Source organism: Micromonospora sp. NBC_01638 (assembly GCF_045209745.1).
In the GTDB taxonomy this organism is placed as follows: domain Bacteria; phylum Actinomycetota; class Actinomycetes; order Mycobacteriales; family Micromonosporaceae; genus Micromonospora.
This window is the reverse complement of record NZ_CP109273.1, coordinates 2093069-2111758: the sequence shown is the minus strand read 5'-3', so window position 1 is coordinate 2111758 and position 18690 is coordinate 2093069. Positions and strand designations below refer to the sequence as shown.

The 18690-nt window shown below is 71.0% G+C and carries 17 protein-coding genes and 3 tRNA genes; 10 read left to right on the top strand and 10 right to left on the bottom strand.

Annotation, left to right across the window (positions count from 1 at the left end; translation table 11 throughout):
* Positions 1–111 precede the first annotated feature (111 nt).
* A complete protein-coding gene (locus OG811_RS09960) occupies positions 112–2349 on the bottom strand; it encodes a glycosyltransferase family 39 protein (protein WP_406073607.1) in 2238 nt (745 codons plus the stop codon).
* 124 nt (positions 2350–2473) lie between these two features.
* On the opposite strand from OG811_RS09960, the gene OG811_RS09955 reads away from it, so the two are divergent.
* Complete coding sequence (locus tag OG811_RS09955; RefSeq protein WP_406073606.1) at positions 2474–3181, top strand: glycosyltransferase family 2 protein; 708 nt, start codon at positions 2474–2476, stop codon at positions 3179–3181.
* Here the strand turns inward: OG811_RS09955 and OG811_RS09950 are convergent.
* Positions 3167–4060 carry a transketolase family protein gene (locus tag OG811_RS09950; RefSeq protein ID WP_406075625.1) on the bottom strand — a complete coding sequence of 298 codons (894 nt, stop codon included), beginning with the start codon at positions 4058–4060 and terminating at the stop codon, positions 3167–3169. The genes OG811_RS09955 and OG811_RS09950 overlap by 15 nt on opposite strands.
* A gap of 5 nt (positions 4061–4065) precedes the next feature.
* The gene (locus tag OG811_RS09945; RefSeq protein WP_406073605.1) at positions 4066–4761 is read right to left on the bottom strand and encodes a transketolase; all 696 of its coding nucleotides are present in this window, start codon (positions 4759–4761) and stop codon (positions 4066–4068) included.
* 47 nt (positions 4762–4808) lie between these two features.
* Here OG811_RS09945 and soxR point away from each other — a divergent pair, with 47 nt between their 5' ends.
* Complete coding sequence (soxR, locus tag OG811_RS09940; RefSeq protein WP_406073603.1) at positions 4809–5282, top strand: redox-sensitive transcriptional activator SoxR; 474 nt, start codon at positions 4809–4811, stop codon at positions 5280–5282.
* Positions 5283–5295: 13 nt separating this feature from the next.
* Here soxR and OG811_RS09935 read toward each other — a convergent pair whose 3' ends face one another.
* On the bottom strand, positions 5296–6270 hold the full coding sequence (locus OG811_RS09935) for an NAD(P)H-quinone oxidoreductase (protein WP_406073601.1): 975 nt from the start codon (positions 6268–6270) through the stop codon (positions 5296–5298).
* Between the two features lie 163 nt (positions 6271–6433).
* On the opposite strand from OG811_RS09935, the gene OG811_RS09930 reads away from it, so the two are divergent.
* A tRNA-Ser gene (locus OG811_RS09930) sits at positions 6434–6520 on the top strand.
* A gap of 143 nt (positions 6521–6663) precedes the next feature.
* Here the strand turns inward: OG811_RS09930 and OG811_RS09925 are convergent.
* A complete protein-coding gene (locus OG811_RS09925; protein WP_406073599.1) occupies positions 6664–6819 on the bottom strand; it encodes a hypothetical protein in 156 nt (51 codons plus the stop codon).
* Positions 6820–6962: 143 nt separating this feature from the next.
* Between OG811_RS09925 and OG811_RS09920 the strand changes: the two genes are divergently transcribed.
* Positions 6963–7505 carry a YbhB/YbcL family Raf kinase inhibitor-like protein gene (locus OG811_RS09920; RefSeq protein ID WP_406073598.1) on the top strand — a complete coding sequence of 181 codons (543 nt, stop codon included), beginning with the start codon at positions 6963–6965 and terminating at the stop codon, positions 7503–7505.
* A 127-nt stretch (positions 7506–7632) separates the two neighbouring features.
* Here OG811_RS09920 and OG811_RS09915 read toward each other — a convergent pair whose 3' ends face one another.
* The gene (locus OG811_RS09915; RefSeq protein WP_406073596.1) at positions 7633–8343 is read right to left on the bottom strand and encodes a class I SAM-dependent methyltransferase; all 711 of its coding nucleotides are present in this window, start codon (positions 8341–8343) and stop codon (positions 7633–7635) included.
* A 211-nt stretch (positions 8344–8554) separates the two neighbouring features.
* Here OG811_RS09915 and OG811_RS09910 point away from each other — a divergent pair, with 211 nt between their 5' ends.
* The gene (locus tag OG811_RS09910) at positions 8555–10390 is read left to right on the top strand and encodes a hypothetical protein (RefSeq protein ID WP_406073594.1); all 1836 of its coding nucleotides are present in this window, start codon (positions 8555–8557) and stop codon (positions 10388–10390) included.
* A 22-nt stretch (positions 10391–10412) separates the two neighbouring features.
* Here OG811_RS09910 and OG811_RS09905 read toward each other — a convergent pair whose 3' ends face one another.
* Complete coding sequence (locus tag OG811_RS09905) at positions 10413–11189, bottom strand: IucA/IucC family C-terminal-domain containing protein (RefSeq protein ID WP_406075623.1); 777 nt, start codon at positions 11187–11189, stop codon at positions 10413–10415.
* A gap of 331 nt (positions 11190–11520) precedes the next feature.
* On the opposite strand from OG811_RS09905, the gene OG811_RS09900 reads away from it, so the two are divergent.
* A complete protein-coding gene (locus tag OG811_RS09900; RefSeq protein WP_406073592.1) occupies positions 11521–13050 on the top strand; it encodes a peptide deformylase in 1530 nt (509 codons plus the stop codon).
* Between the two features lie 69 nt (positions 13051–13119).
* Here OG811_RS09900 and OG811_RS09895 read toward each other — a convergent pair whose 3' ends face one another.
* The gene (locus OG811_RS09895; RefSeq protein WP_406073590.1) at positions 13120–14235 is read right to left on the bottom strand and encodes a globin domain-containing protein; all 1116 of its coding nucleotides are present in this window, start codon (positions 14233–14235) and stop codon (positions 13120–13122) included.
* A gap of 146 nt (positions 14236–14381) precedes the next feature.
* On the opposite strand from OG811_RS09895, the gene OG811_RS09890 reads away from it, so the two are divergent.
* A complete protein-coding gene (locus OG811_RS09890; protein WP_406073588.1) occupies positions 14382–15152 on the top strand; it encodes a CPBP family intramembrane glutamic endopeptidase in 771 nt (256 codons plus the stop codon).
* 4 nt (positions 15153–15156) lie between these two features.
* Here OG811_RS09890 and OG811_RS09885 read toward each other — a convergent pair whose 3' ends face one another.
* A complete protein-coding gene (locus tag OG811_RS09885; protein WP_406073587.1) occupies positions 15157–15876 on the bottom strand; it encodes a hypothetical protein in 720 nt (239 codons plus the stop codon).
* Positions 15877–16574: 698 nt separating this feature from the next.
* On the opposite strand from OG811_RS09885, the gene OG811_RS09880 reads away from it, so the two are divergent.
* The 3 genes from OG811_RS09880 (at position 16575) to OG811_RS09870 (ending at position 17306) form a co-directional block, all read left to right on the top strand.
* A tRNA-Ser gene (locus OG811_RS09880) sits at positions 16575–16665 on the top strand.
* A 35-nt stretch (positions 16666–16700) separates the two neighbouring features.
* Positions 16701–16773: transfer RNA gene (locus tag OG811_RS09875), tRNA-Arg, on the top strand.
* Between the two features lie 317 nt (positions 16774–17090).
* Positions 17091–17306 carry a hypothetical protein gene (locus tag OG811_RS09870; RefSeq protein WP_406073585.1) on the top strand — a complete coding sequence of 72 codons (216 nt, stop codon included), beginning with the start codon at positions 17091–17093 and terminating at the stop codon, positions 17304–17306.
* Positions 17307–17331: 25 nt separating this feature from the next.
* Here the strand turns inward: OG811_RS09870 and OG811_RS09865 are convergent, their stop codons facing one another.
* Positions 17332–18540, bottom strand: a complete 1209-nt coding sequence (locus OG811_RS09865; protein WP_406073583.1) for a D-alanyl-D-alanine carboxypeptidase family protein — start codon at positions 18538–18540, stop codon at positions 17332–17334.
* Between the last annotated feature and the right edge of the window lie 150 nt (positions 18541–18690).

Sequence of the window (18690 nt, the reverse complement as noted above, 5' to 3'; positions counted from 1 at the left end):
AACGTGCGGATCAACGGATGTGAATGCACCTCGGATCCTTGGGCGCGGAATGCTGAACCGCCCGGATCGGACTATCCGGGCGGCAAGGCGCGCGGCAGCGGACCCGCCGGGTCAGCGGCCCGGCGGCAGCGCGTAGCCGACGTAACCGCGGAACTCCAGCCGCCAGCCGGCCGGGACCAGCTTCGCGCAGGCCGGCTGGCTACCGGTGCAGACGATCGCGTCGACCGAGGAGGGATCGGCCGGCGGCCGATCCGGCAGCACCGACTGCAACGCCACCAGTTCCGGCGAGCGCCCGTCCGGCTGCCGCAGCAGCAGCCACCACGGGTACTCCCAGTTGTCGTTCTGCTGCACCAGCCCGATCCGTCGGGCACCACTGTCGCGGGCCGCCGTAGCGGCCCAGCGGAACTCGTCGGCCCACTGTGGGCGGCGTAGGAACCGGGTGTCCCAGTCCGAGGTGGTGAAGACCGAGCCAGCGCCGACCAGCCGCCGTGGAAAGCCGTACGACAGGGCGAGCACCCCGGCCAACGCCGAGGCAGCCAGCACGGAGACGGCCACCAGCGTGGCCACCGATCGCCGCCCACGGTCAACCGCCGCCGCCGCCGTGGCGCCGCCCGCCCGCCGACGGAGAAGCGCGTCCAGCCAGAGCCCGGCCAGCGGCACCGCGAGCACCAGGGCGTAGAGGATCAGCCGATTCCCCCACGGCTGCCACTTGATCATCGAGGTGTGCAGCAGGACGGTGGTCAGCGCCACCACCGCGTACGCGCGCAGCGGCCCGGTCTGCTCGGCGTCGATCCGGCGCGGACGGGCGATCGCGACGATCGCACCGATCGCAGCCAGTGCCCCGGCCAGGGGAAACGCCACCCGGTCCTCGTCCGGATACCAGGCCGGCACCGGAAAGACCTCCCGACCGAAGGTGATCGCGCGGTCCTGCGGGTCGACCCCGATCGCGCCCGCGCCGTCGATGATCGCCTCAGCTCCGGCCCGGCGTAGGGGCGCCAGCGGCGTGTCGAACGCCGTGTGCCCGATCCGCAGAGCGTTGACCAGGATCGACGCCGGGTCGTGCCGTTCCATCGGGATCGACTCGCGGAGCCGGGGTGGCCCCAGCGGGTGCCCGAACTCGGCGGTCACCCGGGCCAGGAACGGGCCGACCACCACGGCCGCGACCAGCAGGATCAGCACCGAACCGCTGACCGTGCGGGCCAGCCCGCCAACCGCCCGGCGTTGCCGACCCTCGGTAGCCGTAGCCGTAGCCGTAGCCGTAGCCGTAGCCGGGCCGGCCGGTGCCGTGCTCTCGGCCCGGGCCAGCCTGAGCTGGGCCAACCCCCAGAGCACCAGCAGCGGACCCACCGCGATCAGGCCGCTGGTCTTGGTCACCGCGGTCAGACCGGTGGCCGCACCCAGCCCGAGCAGCGTGCCCCAGCCGGTCCGCCGTTGCAGCCCGTCCAGCGCCAGGGTCGCCGCGCAGGCCACCCACGCCGCGCAGACCAGGTCGGTCTGCGTGCTGGTCGCCTGGAGCACCACCATCGGCGTGGTCGCCAGCACGAACGCCGTGAGCAACTGGGCCCTCCGACCGCCGCCGAGTTGCGCGGTGATCCGTGCGGCCATCAGGAGGCAGACCACTCCGGCCGCCCACTGCACCAGGTTGTACAGGTGATCCCCGCCGGTGAGCAGGCGTAGGTGCAGCAGCAGGTACTCGGCTCCGGGCGGGATGGTCACCTGCCGGTGGATGGCGGTGGGCCAGAAATCCAGGTCGCCCTGGGCCACCCAGTGCTCCACCTTCGGCAGGTGGTACGTCTGCGAGTCGAAGTTGTTCGGCTCGGCCAGCAGCGCGACCAGCAACTCCACCAGGACCAGCCCACCGACCGTGCCGGCGAGCAGCCGCTCGCCCCGACCCGCCGTACGCCAGGCGTCGACCGCCACGGCGAGCAGGCCGGAGGGTGCCCGACCGGTCCGGTTCCGTGCGGTGTCGGGCCCGGCCGCACCGCTGTCGACGGCCGGGGTGGTCGTCTCGGGGCTGCTACCGGACACCACGGCGCCGACCGGTACCGGTTGCGGTGTTTCGGTGGGCTGCGCGAGACGCGTGGCCCGTCGTCGCCGCACACCGACCGCTGTCGCGGCAGCGGCCAGGAAGAGCAGCCAGGCGGCAGCGAACGCCGGCCGGGTCAGCGCGTGCAACGCGCCGAGAAGCTCGACGACGAGCACCGCGTACGCCCCGCTGAGCAGGGCGGCGCGCACCACGGCGAGCCGCAGCGGTGCCACCGCGCTGGCCGTGCGTGGCCTCATCGCGGCGGTGAGCAGGAGCACCGCGGCGGCAGGAACCGCCGCGAGCAGGGAGCCGGCAGCCGACATGGCGGGAAGTAAACACCATCGGCCCGCGCGCGCCACGCCGACGGCCCGACGGCGGCGGCAAGCGACGCGCAAAGCAACCAGGCTAGGCTATGCCTGACGTGTCGCCGCCACCATGGAGATTTCCGTGAAGCTCTCGATCCTCATGCCGGTCTACAACGAGGAAGAACGCATTGCGGATGCCCTCAAGCAGGCATTGGCGGTCGACTACCCCTGCGAGATCGAGCTCGTCGTCGTCGACGACGGCAGCCGGGACGGCACCGGCGAGGTCCTCGGTCGCGCCGACGACGCACGCCTGCGGGTCATCACCCACCAGCGCAACGCCGGCAAGGGTGCCGCCATCAAGACGGCGGTCGACAGCGCGGAGGGCGACTACATGGTCATCCTCGACGCCGACCTGGAGTACGACCCGCAGGACATCCCCAAGCTGCTCGACCCGGTGCTCGACGGGCGGGCCACGGTGGTCTACGGCAATCGCACCTTCGGCAGCCACAGCGCCTACAGCTTCTGGTATGTGATGGGCAACAAGGGCGTCACGATGGCGGCCAACGTGCTGTTCAACTCGTACATCGGCGACCTGGAGACCTGCTTCAAGCTGATGCCGGTGGCGCTCTACCGGTCGCTTGAGGTGCGTTCGCGTGGCTTCGGCATGGAGGCCGAGGTGACCGGCAAGCTGCTGCGCCGCCGGATCCGACCGTACGAGGTGCCGATCAGCTACCGGGCACGTGGCCGGGAAGAGGGCAAGAAGATCACCTGGAAGGACGGCGTCGAGGCGATCTGGATCCTCGGCCGGGAACGCGCCCGCCGCCGTCCTGCCGCCTCATCCGCCCGCTGATCCCAGGAACGCCCTGATCGACCCCCGCAGGCCGTCGGCGTCGAGGCCGTGCCACCGGGCGTGGTCGGCCGGATCGCCGTACCGTCGCAGGTCGGTCTGAGTCACCCCGAGGGTGAGCAGTCGATGCGGCACGTCCGCCAGGGCCTGGCTGACGACCGCGCTCGACGTCCCCGCGAGGTACGGCTCGACCAACACCACCTCGGTCCCGGCGAGCGCCCGGAGGCCGGGCGTGTCGAACGGCCGGGGAGTGTGGGTGTACGCGACCGTCACGTCCATTCCCTCGGTCGCCGCCAGGGTGGGATCGAGCATCGGCCCGACGGCAACCACGAGCGGCGCGTTCGTTCCGCCCTGCCGGAGCACCCGTAGCCGGTCGGCGTCCGGGTGCGCCTGGGCGTTGCGCTGCTCGCTGAGTCGTAGGTAGACCGGTTCGTCGGTGGTCGCGGCGTTACGGAGCAGCGGTACGACCTCGTCCGGGTGGCCGGGCACCCGCACCGTCCAACCGTCGCCCAGCGAGTCGAAGAGCGCCACATCCCCGGGCGACTGGTGGGTCCGGCCCCCCTTCGACCCGTCATAGGACGCGCCGATGCTGACCAGGACCGCGCCCACGCTCTGGTGGTCCAGGTCCAACTTGATCTGCTCGTACGCCCGGTCCACCAGGAACGTGGCGTACGAGTGCACGATCGGGCGGAGCCCGGTCAGGGCGAGCCCGCCGGCCACACCGATCATCAGTTGCTCCCGGATGCCGACGTTGAGCACCCGGTCCGGATGACGGTCGGCGGCCGGAGTGAACTGGCTGGCCGAGATGTCGGCCAGCACGAGTGCGGTGCGCGGATCTTCGTCGAGCAGCGCGGCGGTGGTGTCGATGAAGGCGGTACGCATGGCGGTCATCCATTGCTCTCGACGTGGGCGACCACCAGGTGCGGCCGTCGCGGCCGGTGCCCGGTCAGCGCCGTGTACAGGGCGGTGTGGTCCCGGCCGTCGACGGTGTCGGCGGTCCAGCCGTTGACGGTGAACCGGCTGGCGATGCCACCTGCCCAGCCGTGGGTGGCCGACGCGTTGTCGACCACGACCGCGGTGAGATTTCCCAGGCCGGTTGCTCCCGCGTAGGCGATCGCCTCGTGGTTGGACCCCTCGTCCAGCTCGGCATCGCCGAGCAGCACGTACACCCGGGGTGTGAGCAGTCCCTGGGCGCGCAGGCCGAGGGCGGTGCCGACGGCCAGCCCGAGCCCGTGGCCGAGAGAGCCGGAGCCGATCTCGACCCCGGGCACCAGCAGTCGGTCCGGGTGGTGGCCGAGCCGGCTTCCCGGCCCGGCCAGGTCGTCGAGCCAGGCGTCCGGAATGAAGCCGTGCGCGGCGAGCACCGCGTAGTAGGCGGCCGGTCCGTGCCCCTTGGAGAGCAGGAACCGGTCCCGCTCCGGGTCGTCGGCGGTATCGGGGGTGACCCGCAGCACCCGGTCGTAGAGCACCTGGAGCACGTCGATGGTGGAGTGCGCGCTGGGCGCGTGCTTCTCGTCGCCGGTCAGTCGTCGGAGCAGCCCGGGTAGTCGGGGGCCGGTGTCGGTGGTCAGTGTGATGGCCATGCCACTACTGTGTGAGTTGAAGTGGACTTGAACTCAAGGACCTGGTGATGCTGGATCTACTGACGATCGGTGAGTTGTCCGTCCGCTCCGGCGTGGCGCCGTCGGCGCTGCGGTACTACGAGCGACTCGGGCTGATCCGTGCCGACCGTACCGGTGGCAACCAGCGACGGTACGCCCGCGCTGAGTTGCGACGGGTCGCCTTCATCCGGATCTCCCAGCAGGTCGGCGTCTCGCTCGACGAGATCCGTGCGGCACTGGACTCGCTCCCCGAAGCCCGCACGCCCAGCCCGCAGGACTGGGCGCGGCTCTCCGCAGACTGGCGGGGCCGGTTGGACGAGAAGATCCGGCTGCTCGCCAAGCTCCGCGACGACCTGGACGGCTGCATCGGCTGCGGCTGCCTCTCCATGCAGCGCTGCGCGCTCTACAACCCCGAGGACGCCCTGGCCGGCGAGGGGCCGGGCGCCCGCCTGGTGCTGCCCCGACCGACCGAGGACCCCACGCCGGCGGCTTCGCTCGCCTGACGGCCAGCGCGCATCACCCGCGCGTGAGCAGCACCTTGCCGAAGTGATCGTTCGACTCGACGAGCCGGTGCGCCTCCGCGGCTTCGGACATCGGCAGCCGCCGGTCCACGACAGGTCGGATCCTGCCAGTCTCGATCAACGGCCACACCTCGTCCCGTACGCCCTGGACGATCTCCGCCTTCTCCGCGAGCGGTCGGGAGCGTAGCGACGTCGCGGTGACGCTCGCTCGCTTGGTCAACAGCGCGCCGAGATCCAACTCGGCTTTGCGCCCACCCTGCATCCCGATCACCACCAGCCGACCGTCGGTGGCCAGAGCGGAGACGTTCCGGCCCAGGTAGGACGCGCCCATGATGTCGAGGATGACGTCGGCGCCGCGGCCGTTGGTGGCTCGCCGGACCTCCTCGACGAAGTCCTGCTCCCGGTAGTCGATCGGGTGTGACGCGCCCAGCTCACGCAGCCGGGAGTGCTTGGCACCCCGAGCCGTGGTCAGGATGGTAGCGCCGAGGGCTGCCCCGAGCTGAATCGCGAAGGTGCCGATCCCGCTGCCGCCGCCATGCACCAGCAGCGTGTCACCGGCGCTGAGCCGCGCCACCTGGACCAGGTTCGACCAGACCGTGCAGGCCACCTCGGGCAGTGCGCCGGCGTCGACCGGGTCGCAGGCCGGCACCGGCAGCAACTGCCCGGCCGGGACCGCGACCCGCTCGGCGTACCCGCCGCCGGCCAGCAGCGCGCAGACCTGCTGCCCGACCGCCCACCCGGCGACCTCCGAGCCGACCACGGTGATCACCCCAGAGCACTCCAAGCCGGGGTACGCGGGCGCGCCCGGCGGCGGCGGGTAGTGCCCCTGCCGTTGCAGCAGGTCACCGCGGTTGACGCCGCTGGCCCGCACATCCACGATCACCTCGTCGGGGCCTGGTTCGGGGTCGGGCACCTCGGCCCAGACCAGTGCGTCGGGTCCACCGGGCTGCGGGATGGTGATGGCTCGCATGAGCTCAGTCTTACCCAATGTCGCCGGGTGCCGCAGGCGCACCCTCCAGGCCACTGTGGATTGTCCGGGCTGCCTGGTCGGCGCATTCGGGGAGGGACGCCGGGCCGCCCGACGGGAGCCGTGGCAGACTATGCGTGGCCGTACACCTGCGGGTGGCGGCCCAGGAGGGTTCGCCTAGTGGCCGATGGCGCTGGTCTTGAAAACCGGTAAGGCAGCGATGTCTTCGTGGGTTCGAATCCCACACCCTCCGCTCATCGACGGGCACCTGATCGCGGCGTACGGTCGGGGTACGCGATGCACCCCAATGCGGCGAGGTGCCTCCATGGTCGATCAGCAATCCACTCCCGGTCACGTGTCGAGCGGCTTCGCCGGGTTCGGCACCCGGCGGCCCGGTCACTCCGGCGGGTCTGCGGCCCGTCGGTCCCGGCGGATCGTCTCCTCGGCCAGTCGCTCGACCGCGCGTCGGCGTTCCTCGGCGATGGCTCGCTCGTCTCGGCGGCGGAACGCGGTGAGGACGGCTGTCACGAAGTCCCGCCAGATTCCGGCCACGGTGTCCCCCTGAGGAACGTTGCCCGCACTCAACCGTAGCTCCGGAAAACCACCGCCGGTCAGCGCGTGCTTCCGGTCGTGGGAGGGGCCGCGGCGGGGTAAGAAGGGGCTGGTAACTCCGCATACCGGAAGGACGCGTCCCGATGACCCTGGAACGACCGATCGCCCCGGACCCGTACGAGCTGCTGCCGACGCTGCCCTCGTTCACGCTGACGAGTGACGACGTGCAGAACGGTGAGCCGATGGATGCCCGGCACGCGCATGGCAGCACCGGGGGTGACAACGTCTCGCCGCAGCTGACCTGGTCGGATTTTCCCGCTGAGACGAAGAGCTTCACGGTGACCTGCTACGACCCCGACGCGCCGACCGGCAGCGGTTTCTGGCACTGGGTGCTCGTGAACGTGCCGGTCGACGTCACGCAGTTGCCCAGCGGTGCCGGTGGCGCGGCGGGCACCGACCTCGGTGGCGCGTTCTCGGTCCGCAACGACTATGGCGAGCAGGGTTACGGCGGGGCGGCTCCGCCGCCCGGCGACCGCCCGCACCGGTACGTCTTCGCGGTGCACGCCGTCGACGTGGACCGCCTGGACCTGACCCCCGATGCCAGCCCCGCCTACGTGGGCTTCAACCTCACGTTCCACACCCTGGCTCGGGCGGTGATCCGCCCGACGTACCAAATCAAGGAATGATCCGTACCCCGCGATCTTGCACGTGGTGGTGAGGGAAAGTGCGAGATCGCGGGGGCGGGCGGGTTAGTCCTTGCTGCTTCGCTTCGCGAAGCGGCCCTAATCGGGAGGAAGTAGGTCTACTTCCGAGTTAGGACGGGACGCGGGCTACGGCGAAGACGGACTGGCCGAACGGGGGGCGGACGAGCTGTTCGGCGGCCTTGGTGGCGGGTAGGACGACGGTGTCGTACACCTTGACCATCGGGCCCTCCTTCGGCATCAGCCGGAAGACCTTGGTGGCCATGAAGTAGCCGATCAGCCCCAACGCGTTGGCGTAGTGGATCTTCTCGACGGTCAGGCCGGCCTCGGTCATCGCCGCCTCGAGCGTCTTCTTCGTGTAGCGGCGGACGTGCCCGGTGGCGATGTCGGCCGGGCTCATCGCGAACTGGAACGCCGGCACGATGATGATCACGGCGCCGCCGGGTCGGACCAGGTCGCGCATGCTGCTCAGCGCGCCCACGTGGTCCTCGATGTGCTCCAGGACGTTGTACGAGACCGCAGCGCTGTAGTGGCCCCGGTCGTTGTGGGGCAGCAGCATCTGCCGGACATCGATGTTCGGTCGGTCGGCGAGGCGCTCCTTGAGCTGCACCAGCCGGTCCGGGTCGGCCTCGGTGGCGGTGAACCGGGGCAGCCGTTCTGACCATTCCAGTGCGTAGTCACCGAGGCCGCTGCCGATCTCGATCGGGTCGTCGCCGAGGTACGGCACGGCCAGCTCGATGAACCAGCGACGGTGGTTGACAGCTGTCGCCAGGCCTTCCAGCACCTCGGACTGCACGCGCTGATCCCCAGTGATTTCTGCCATGCGTCGATTCCTCACGGTTTGAACTCGACCCGTGCCTGGACCGACAGAGTGAATCATCCGCTGAGACAGCAAAGAATCGAGGCATCGGGGTGGCCGAATTGTGGTCGGGGGGTGGGTTCGCGATCGGCGGCCAACGAACCCGGCACATAGTACGGCAGTACCCCGAAACATGTCACGGCGGTGCCATAGCCTGACTACCCTATGAATTGTCATGACTACTCCTGAACCGGACGTGCCCAGCGACAGTGGCGGCCCGGCTGCCGCGTCGTCGGTGGAAGGGGCCCCTGACGGCGCTCGGCCTTCCCGCAGAGGGAAGTGGGCCGATCTCGCCGCCGTGCTGAGCTTCGTGGTGCTCGGCTTCTGGGTAACCGGTCGGCTCTGGTTGGACCCGGGCAGTAGCGTGCGGGACAACCAGTCTGATCAGTCGCAGTTCGAATGGATGATGGCGCACGGTGCGCGAGTCGTCACGCATTTTGCGTACCCGTTCCATTCCGATCAGATGAACGTTCCGGACGGCGTGAATCTGATGGCTAATACGTCCGTATTATCCATTTCATTGCCACTGACGCCGATCACCCTGCTCTTCGGTCCGCGGGCGACATTCCTGGTCTTTCTCACCGCCGGCATGATTGCCACCGCCACGGCCTGGTATTTCGTGCTCTCCCGGGTCCTGATCGGCACCCGCGGGCCGGCGTGGCTGGGCGCCGGCTTCTGCGCGTTCGCGCCGGCCATGGTGTCGCACGCCAATGGGCATCCGAACATCGTGTCGCAGTTCGTCGTCCCGTTGATCATCTGGCGCACGCTGCGACTCGGCGAGCCGGGTCGCTGGCTGCGCAACGGGGTCCTTCTCGCGCTCGTGATCGTCTGGCAGGCCTTCCTCAACCTGGAGATCCTGCTGATGGCCGCGATCGGGCTCGGCGTGATCGTCGCCGTGCTCGCCCTGGCTCGCGCGGATCTGCGGTCACGGGCCCGGCCCTTTCTCGCCGGCCTTGCCGTCGCCGCCGGGGTCGCCGCGCTGCTCCTCGCGTACCCCCTGTACGTGCAGTTCTTCGGGCCGGACGCGTACTCCGGGCTGTCCCGCCTGATCCGCGGCTACTCCAGTGACCTGGCCTCGTTCGTCGCGTACTCCCGGGAGTCGCTTGCTGGTAGCCCGCGCACTGCTGCGGGCCTGGCCAAGAACCCGACCGAGGAGAACAGCTTCTTCGGCTGGGCGCTGGTGGTGCTGGTGATCGCACTGGTCTGGTGGTTGCGCCGCTCGGTCGTCGTGCTCGCGCTGGCCGCGCTCGGGCTCCTCTTCGCGGGGCTCTCGCTGGGCCGGGAAATCCGCTTCGACAACCGGGGCACGGGTGTGCCGGGGCCCTGGGCGGCGTTGGAGAACCTGCCCATCCTGCATGCGGTGGTGCCGACCCGATGGGCGTTGGCGATCACCCCGATCATCGGGCTGCTGCTCGCCTACGGTGCCGAACGCGCCCGCGAGCTGGCCGGCTCGCATCCGGCAGCCAGGGGGCAGATCCGCTTCGTCACCGCGACCGTGCTCACGATGGCCCTGTTGCCGATCGTCCCCACGCCGCTGCCCGTGGACCACCTCGACCCGGTCCCCACCTTTGTGACCAGTGGGGCCTGGCGTCCGTACGTGACTGGCGGGCGCAGCGTGGTGGCCCTGCCGTTGCCGGACAGCGCCTACGCGGAGCCGCTGCGGTGGTCGGCGGCGACCGGGCTGGACATGCCGCTGGCCCGCGGCTACTTCCTCGGCCCGGACACCCGCCCGAACGCCGAGGCCCCGCGGGTCGCGTTGTTCGGAGCGCCGCCCCGCCCCACCAGCAGCTTCTTCGCCACCATTCGGCGCACCGGGGCGGTGCCGCCGATCACCCCGCAGAGCCGGGTCCAAGCGGTCGACGACCTGCGTTTCTGGCGGGCCGGTGTGGTCATCCTCGGGCCGCACGAGCACGAGGCCGCGCTGCATCGGGGGATGACCGAGCTGACCGGGATCCAGCCGGTCTTCACCGGCGGTGTGTGGGTGTGGGACGTCAGGTCGTTGACCGACTGAGGCCAACGAGGCTCAGGCAGGGCTAGCGGACGCAGCAGCCCTGGCAGACCTTCGGTCGGGGCAGGGTGAAGGCGAGGCAGCAGGTGCGTCGCTGCACGGTCGGCTCACCGGTCGGCCCCGGCACCAGCTCGATCAGGTCGGCCAGGTCCAGCGCTCCGAGCAGGGTGTCGATGCTCTGCACCGTCGAGCCGGGCAGACCGTCCGCCGCTCGCAGGATGCCGTGCGCGATGCCGGAGGCGACCGAGCCGAGCAGTGTCCGGGTGCCCACCCGGACCTCCGACTGGATCGCCGTGATGAGCGGCGCCAGGTGGGCGTCGAGGAGTGTGGCGCGCAGTGCGGCCAGCAGCTCTGCCTCGTCGGCGACGACCCGCACCTCCGGCAGGCCGGCGAGCGCCAGCGGGTCGCTCGGCAGCACCGCCACAGTGGTGCTACGGCGCAGGCCCAGGGTGAGCAGCTGCCCGTGGTCCTCGAAGTGGATCAGCACGTCAGCCGGGTCGAGCAGCGGCACCCGCCGGGCCGAGGCCCAGCCGAGCACGACCGGCAGCGCGGTCCAGTAGCTGTACGACTTCCAGGCCAGCGCGGCGCAGGCGTGCGGGGTGCCGCCCCAGCGGACGGCAGCGCCACGCAGCAGCTCCGGCAGCCGACTGCCGTCGATCAGGGTGGTGGCGGGCGCCCAGCCGAATTCGTCGTCGACCAACAGGCCCGGGGCGAGCCCGGGAAGGTCGTCGGTGCCGAACATGGCCCGGAGTGCCGCGGTGACGGGGGCGAGCGGCGTGGCGGTGGCGTCCCGCCTCGGCAGCACCGCTGTCACCTGAGTCACTCCCCGTTCGTGTGGCCGGGGGTGTGCCCCGGCGGACGACCACGTGCCGTCCTGAGCTAAGGCTAGCCTAACCATGCCTCCGGGTCTAAGGGAAGCCTCACCTTGGTCGGATCGGGAGGCCCAGGTCACTCCGGCTCCCGGCGGAGCGGCGCCCCATGCTCCGCGTACTACCCGGCGTCAGCGCAGAGAAACGCGGCCGGATGATCGATGGTCATCGGTGGATTGTCAAGCGGTGTGTCTAAAAGATGCCAGTTGCGTGTGCGCTCGGGCACACAACGTGAAACTTATATCCCCGGCCACGAGGAAGCTGATGACGACCTCACCCCTCGAACGGGCTGCCGACTCCTTCGCGGCCGAGCTCGCCCGGCAACGGACCGGGCGAGGGCTGTCCAAGAAACAACTGGCCGTCCTGATGGGGTTCGACCCGTCCTACGTGAGCCACGTCGAGGGGCGCCGACACCGTCCAACCGAGGACTTCGCCCGCCGCGCGGAGGCCGTCCTGGAGGCCAGCGGCGCGATCTGGCAGCGCTTCCGGGAGTACGACGACCTGCGGCACGCCCGCACGGGTCAGCCGCCCCGGGAGCCGTCCCTACCCGGACAGTGGCTGCCACCCGGCACCGGCCTCGTCGTGGAACGGGAGCTCGCCACCCTCACCCACACCGAGGACGGCTACCGGTGCGTCATCCACCGCGCGCTGTACAACGCCGGCACCGAACCGGTCACCCGCTACCTGGTCCGGGTCGCCGTCGACCGCTACCCGAACGACCCCGGCCGCTCCAACCGGCACCACCGGGAGCACCCACTCACGTTCGCCGAGCTGCACCTACAGGCCCGCCGAGACGACAGCGGCGGTGACCCGGAGTCGATGCACTGGCGCGCCAAACACGATCGGGACGCGTTCAAGGAGATCTGGCTGCTCTTCGAGAACGGGGAGCGGCGCTTCCCGCTGTACCCGGGCGACCGGGCCACCATCGAGTACGCGTACAGCGTCGGGCACGAGAAGTGGGGTCCCTGGTTCCAACGGGCCGTCCGCCTACCGACCCGGCAGCTCGCCGTACGTCTGGATCTGCCCGCGGCGCTCGACCCGCAGGTCTGGGGTGTGGAGACCTCGCTCTCCGCGGAGGAGGGCCCGCTGCGGACGGCGCCGCAGCGTCACGACGAGGGTGACCGGGCGATCTTCGACTGGCAGACCGACGACCCACCGCTGAACGCCCGCTACCGGATGCAGTGGCGCTTCCGCGCCCGCCCGGAACCCGACCCGGACGGCGGCACCGGCGGTACCCGGGTCCGGCCCAGCGACCGGATGCGCGGCCTCGGCATCGTGCAGCGCGGCGCCGACCTGCTCCGCCAGCGCGTTCGCCCGTTCGACCTGCCCGGGGAAGAGCAGACTGCCCGGGACGTGGTCGACCGGCTCACCACGGCCCTGGCCCGGCTCGACGAGCAGCACCCGTTCAGCAAGGGGGTGGGCGTCGCCGCCCCGCAGTTCGGCATCGGCCGGGCGGCGGCCGTGGTGCGGCCCCCCGACCGGTCGGCCGAGCCGGTCGTCCTGCTCAACCCCCGGGTGGTCGACGCCGGCCCGGACACCGACGAGCAGTACGAGGGCTGCCTCTCCTTCTTCGATCACCGAGGTCTGGTGCCCCGGCCGCTGCGACTGGACGTGGAACATGCCCAGTGGGACGGCAGCCGGATCATCACCTCGTTCGAATTCGGCATGGCTCGGCTGGTCGCACACGAGATCGACCACCTGGAGGGCCGGCTCTACGTCGACCGGATGGCACCCGGCGTGCCGTTGGTGCCGGTGGAGGAATACCGCGAGACCGGGCACCCCTGGCGCTACTGACCATTGGGGGGACCGGGGCGCGTGCCCCAGGGGGCAGGGGCACGCGCCCCGGTGTGGGGGGAGGAACGTCTAGAGGTCACCGAAGGTGTCGTAGCGGATGTGCGGCGGCGGCACGTCGTCCGCGGCGAGCACCCGCAGCGTCGACCTGACCATCCGGGCCGAGCCGGAGACGTAGCAGTCGTGGTTGGTCCACGGGCCGTACCGGGCCACCACGTCCGCGATGTCGCCCAGCTCACCGTCGAAGTCCGGGTCCTCACTGCAGGCCGCAGTGATCGACAACCACGGGTGTACGGCGACCAACTCTTCCAACCCGGCCTGGCCGTACAGGTCGGCCGCCTGCCGGGCGCCGTAGAAGACGTGCACCCAACGGGTCCGGTTGAAGGTGGCCAACTCCTCCACCAGCGCCTTGATCGGCGCCAGGCCCACCCCGCCGGCCACACAGAGGACGTCCCGTTCCGAGGAACGGTCCAGGGTCATCGACCCCATCGGCGCCGCCAGGCGGAGCAGATCACCCGGCCGCACCCGACGCACCAGCGCGCCGGACACCCAGCCGGCCCCCGGCGACCGCACGTGGAACTCCAACACGTTGTCGTCGTTCGGGGCGTTCGCCACCGAGTAGTTCCGCCACACCCGGGGGTGGTAGCGCGGCACCTCCAGGCTGACGTACTGCCCCGCCTGCCACCGCAGCGGATGCTGTAGCGCCCGACAGGTCAGCACGACGGAGTCCGGGCCGTACCGCTCGTGGGTCAGCACCTCGGCGTGCCAGAACGGCGGGTCGTCGTCGGCCGCCGCCCCGGCCACCATCAGGGCGGCGATCGCCGCGTACGCCTCCCGCCACGCCTGGTCGTACTCCAGGTTCCAGCCGTCGCCGGCGCTGCTCCGCAGCGCGTCCAGCAGCGCGACGCCCATCGTCGCGTAGTGCTGGTCGTCGACGTGATATTTGCGGTGGTCGCGGCCCAGCGCCCGGAGAAACTCGTCGAAGCTCTCCGGATCGTCGACCGTGTGGATCGCCGTGATGATCGCTTCCAACAGGCGGTCGCCCTGGCCGGTCATCTGCACCGGAAAGAGTTGCCGCAGGGCGGGGTCGAGCAGGAACAGCCGGGCGTAAAAGTGGTCGCGCAGCCGGGCCCGATCGTCCTCGACCAGGGTCCAGCTCTCCTTCAGCAACCGCGCGAGGTTGTCCACGGGGGCGCTCCTACTCCAGACGGCAGCGGATCGGGCGCCCATAGAATCTCCACGGAGCGTGTCGACTGGTCGCACAGAATGTGCGATCGGCTCATGCTGTCCGGTCGGCCGTGTCACCGGTGTCGCCCGTCGGGCAGAGTGGTGCGGTGACCGTTGAGCTGACCCGCCCGGTGTCCCGCCGAGTGCTGGGCACCGAAACGCTGCTGGTCCTCGGCCTCTCCCTCGGCCAGTCCGCGGTCTACGCGGTGGTCTCGATCATCGCGAAGCTGACCGCCAACGGTCCGCTCTCCAAGCAGACCGCCTCGCTGAACACCTCGGCGTCGGCCCGACCCTGGCTGGACCTCACGTACCAGCTGCTCGGCATCGTCTTCGCGCTGCTTCCGGTGCTGCTTGCCGTACACCTGCTCAGCCGTGACCCCGGCGACCCGGCGCGGACCCTCGGCCTGGACGCCCGGCGGCCCGGTCAGGATCTGGCCCGCGGTGCCGGGCTGGCGGCGCTGATCGGCCTGCCCGGGTTGGCCCTGTTCTGGGTGGCAGCCGAGTTGGGCATCAACGCCACGCTCGTGCCGGCTGCGCTGCCGCAGGTCTGGTGGGCGGTCCCGGTGCTGATCCTCGCCGCCGTGCAGAACGCCGTGCTGGAAGAGGTGATCGTGGTCGGCTACCTGGTCACCCGGCTGCGCCAACTCCAGTGGCGGCTCGCCGCGATCATCGCGGCCAGCGCGCTGCTACGCGGCTCGTACCACCTCTACCAGGGCTTCGGCGCGTTCGTCGGCAACGTGGTGATGGGCGTCGTGTTCAGCTTCTTCTACCTGCGCACCCGACGGGTGATGCCGCTGGTCATCGCGCACACGCTGCTCGACGTGGTCGCCTTCGTCGGCTACGCGTTGCTGCCCCGGGAGTGGTTCGACTGGCTCTGACCGGTCACCGCGGGTCGGGTCGGTAGACGGCCACCGCTCGGGCCGCGAGCCGGTCGGCCGCCGCCGCGTCACCCAGCGCCGCCGCGAGCACCGCCGCGCCCGGCAGCAGTCGGGCCACCAGCCGCAACGCAACCCAGCCGCCGGCCTGCGCCGTCAGCGGCGCGGCCAGCCGCCAGGCGGCCTCCGCCGCCCTCGGCCAGGCCCCCTCGACCGGGTCGCCCGCCGTCTGCGCGGCAGCCAGGGCTGCCTGCGCGCTCGCCGTGTCCGGGTGCACCTGGGTGAGCACCAGCAGCTCGGCAGCCCGGTCGGGATGCGCTGGATCCTTGCCGTACGCCGCAGCCAGGTGCAGCACCAGGTTCGAATGCGACCACAGCACCGAGGCCAGCTCGGCCAGCGGTGCGAAGAGACCGGCCAGCGCCGCGGTCGCCCCGCCCGCGCCCGCTGAGCGGACGAACCGCCGGGTGGCCAACCGGGCCAGGCCGTCCGCCGGTGCGTCCGGATACCGGTCGCGCAGCCGCGTGGCCCACTCGGTCGCGCCCGGCCCGAGCGCCCGCACCGCCCCCAGGGCCAACAGCTCCGGAGCGAAGCCCGGATGATCGAGTACGCGCGCGGCAACCGCCCGCAGCTCCGCTTCCGGGGTACGCGCCAGAGCTGGCGGGGTCTGCTGCTCGGCGGGGGATACCAGTGCGGTGTGCTGCTCAGTTGCCGTGTGCTGTTCAGCCAAGGGTTCCCCTGCGGATTTCCTCGGCGTGGTGCTCTTGCGAGGCGTCGCCGCGCGCTTGGTGGGGCTCGCGGCGCGCTTGCTCGGGATCGGTGCCGGGGTGCTCGGGGTCACATCGGCGGCCGTCTCGGCTGCCTTCCGGGTGGCGGCCTTGCGAACAGGGGTGGTCCGGGCCTTCGGCGTCCGGAGAGCTGGCTCGACGCCTGCCGCCGGGCCTGGCTGGTCGACGTCCGCTGTCTTGCTCGCCGGGCCTGGCTGGTCGACTTTGCTCGGCGGGTCGGGCTGGTCGACGCCCGCTGGGCCGGTCGTGCCGGTCGGTGTGGGCCTCGGCTGTCGGGGCAGGGGGCGGTCCGGCGCCGGTGGCTGGAACAGCACCGTCGGGGCGGCCTTGGCCCGTCGAGGACGCTGGCTCGCCGGAGCGGTTGCCGGCGGTGCCGCCGTCTCGGCGGGCTGCTCGGCGGCAGTCGGCGGCGTGAAGGTGGCCCGCGGGGAGCGCCGACGCGCTCTATCGGCAGGCTCTCGACGGGTCGGCTCGCTGGGCGGCTGCTCCTGCATATCGATGGAGCGTAGTCCCGAACGCGCCGCCGCACAGCGGCGAAACACGGGGGCGGGCAGCCCTGGTGGGCGTACCCCGGAAGTCGTTTTGCTCCTCATGGGTAGCGACCTGTATCCTCGTTCGCGGTGGTCTGACAGGCCACCGGGGAGACTTCGCCTAGTCTGGTCTATGGCGCCGCACTGCTAATGCGGTTGGGGTCTTAAAGCCCCTCCCGGGTTCGAATCCCGGAGTCTCCGCGCGAAAGCCGGGTGTGTACACTGGCTGAGCACAAGCGCCCGTAGCTCAATGGATAGAGCATCTGACTACGGATCAGAAGGTTAGGGGTTCGAGTCCCTTCGGGCGCACAGACGATCAAGGCCGTGACCTGCAAGAACAAGGGTTGCGGCCTTCTTCTTTCCCATTTTCGCGCTCACTTCTCCCGCCTCGTGGGACGGTGGTGCTCCGTTGGTGCTCGTCTGTTTCGGCGGGGGTTGTGCTGGCGTTCGTCGGAACTGTCGGTGACCGTGCCGGCTGGTCCGAGGGTGTGCTGGTACACCGTGAGCTGACGGTTGACGGCGGCGACATCACGATGGACGCGTGACCCGCCCGCGCCCGGGGGTGACCACGCCTCGGCCGCACCGGTATCGGACGGTGATCGCCGTGGACGGGAAAAACCTTCGGGGTGCCCGCCGCCCCGGCGGCGGTCTCGGTTCCGGTCGGCTTCACGACGTTCCCCGGCGGAATCTGGGCTGCCCCGCGCAGCTGGGTCGAGACGGTCTACCCCGACCTCGCGTACTTCAACGAGGTCGACAAGGGTGGCCACTTCGCCGTCTGGGAGGAGCCCGACCTGTTCGCGAGCGAGATGCGGGCCGTGTTCCGGCCGCTGCGGACATCCTGAGCCCTCGGGCCGTAGCGTCGCCGTTTCAGCGGTGCTGTCGGATGCGATCCCAGGTGCTCGGCGGCTCCAGCCGTACGCCGGTGCGAAGCGCGGTGGCGACCGGCGTGCCCTCGCTGGCGACCGCACTGACCCGGCCGTGTTCGGCCTCGGCCGGCAGCCGTGTCGGTACGGCCGGGATCTCGACGTCCAGCCGTACCCGCATGCCGGGCCAGCCCACGACGGTCAGGTCCTTCGCAGCGCTGATCGTCGTGCCGGTGCCGAGCGGCCCCCGCACGGTGGCGACCTGATCGCCGGCCCGGACGATCGGGTACTCCGTGATCGCGGCGGCGGCGGTGCGGACCAGCGGACGGGTCACCCGGAACACCCGGTCCAGCTGCACCGGGGTGTTGGCGCCGGGCTGCCCCAGGACCGCGCCCACGACCGTGATTTTCCGGCCGCCGACCTTCACGACGGCGGCGAAGACGAGACAGCCCCCGGCCTCGTCGGTGGACCCGGTCTTGATCCCCACGACGCCGTCCCGGCCGACCAGGGAGTTGTAGTTCTGCACGGTGCCGGCGACCGGCAGGGTGGCCTTCTTCTGCGCCACGATCTCCGCGAACGCCGGCAGTTGCATCGCCTTGCGGGCCAGGATCACCTGGTCGACGGCGGTGCTCACGGTGTCCGGGTCGAGCCCGGACGGATCGGTGTAGCGGGTGTGGGTCATGCCGAGCGCGACGGCGGTGCGGTTCATCTTGGCGACGAATGCCTCGACGCTGCCGGCATCCCAGGCGGCGAGGATCCGCGCCATGTTGTTCGCCGACGGGAGCAGCACCGCCTGGAGCGCCTGGCGCTCGGTGAAGACCGCGCCCGCGACGACCGCCACGAGGGACTCGCCGCGCGCCAGCTCCCCCGGGTACGCCGCGGCCTGCTCCGCGCTGACGGCGAGCTTCGGTCCGTGCTCGCCCCGGTCGAGAGGATGCTCGGTCAGGATGACGTACGCCGTCATCACCTTGGTCACGCTCGCGATCGGCACCGGGTTACTCCCGCCCGACGTGCCGAGCGAGCCCAGCCCTTCGACCGAGAGGGCGGCCTGCCCGGTCTTCGGCCACGGCACCGCCGGGGCCGTGCCGGGGATGATCGTCGACGCGGGCAGCGTCTGCGTGACCGTCGGCGCGGGCAACGGGCGGCGCAGCGGCTCGATCGCGACCAGCGCGGTGCCGCCCAGGAGCAGGGTCAGCAGGCCACTGAACAGCATCCGGAGGCCGCGTGTGCGACGCCGGTCAGGCGGTTGTGGCGGGACCGGTTCGATCACCTGGGTCGTCGCAGTGTCGAACATCCTGATATCTCCCCCGTGTGGCACGCCAGCCTGCTCCACTGCGCAGCCCGTGCGCTGATGTCGGTATCA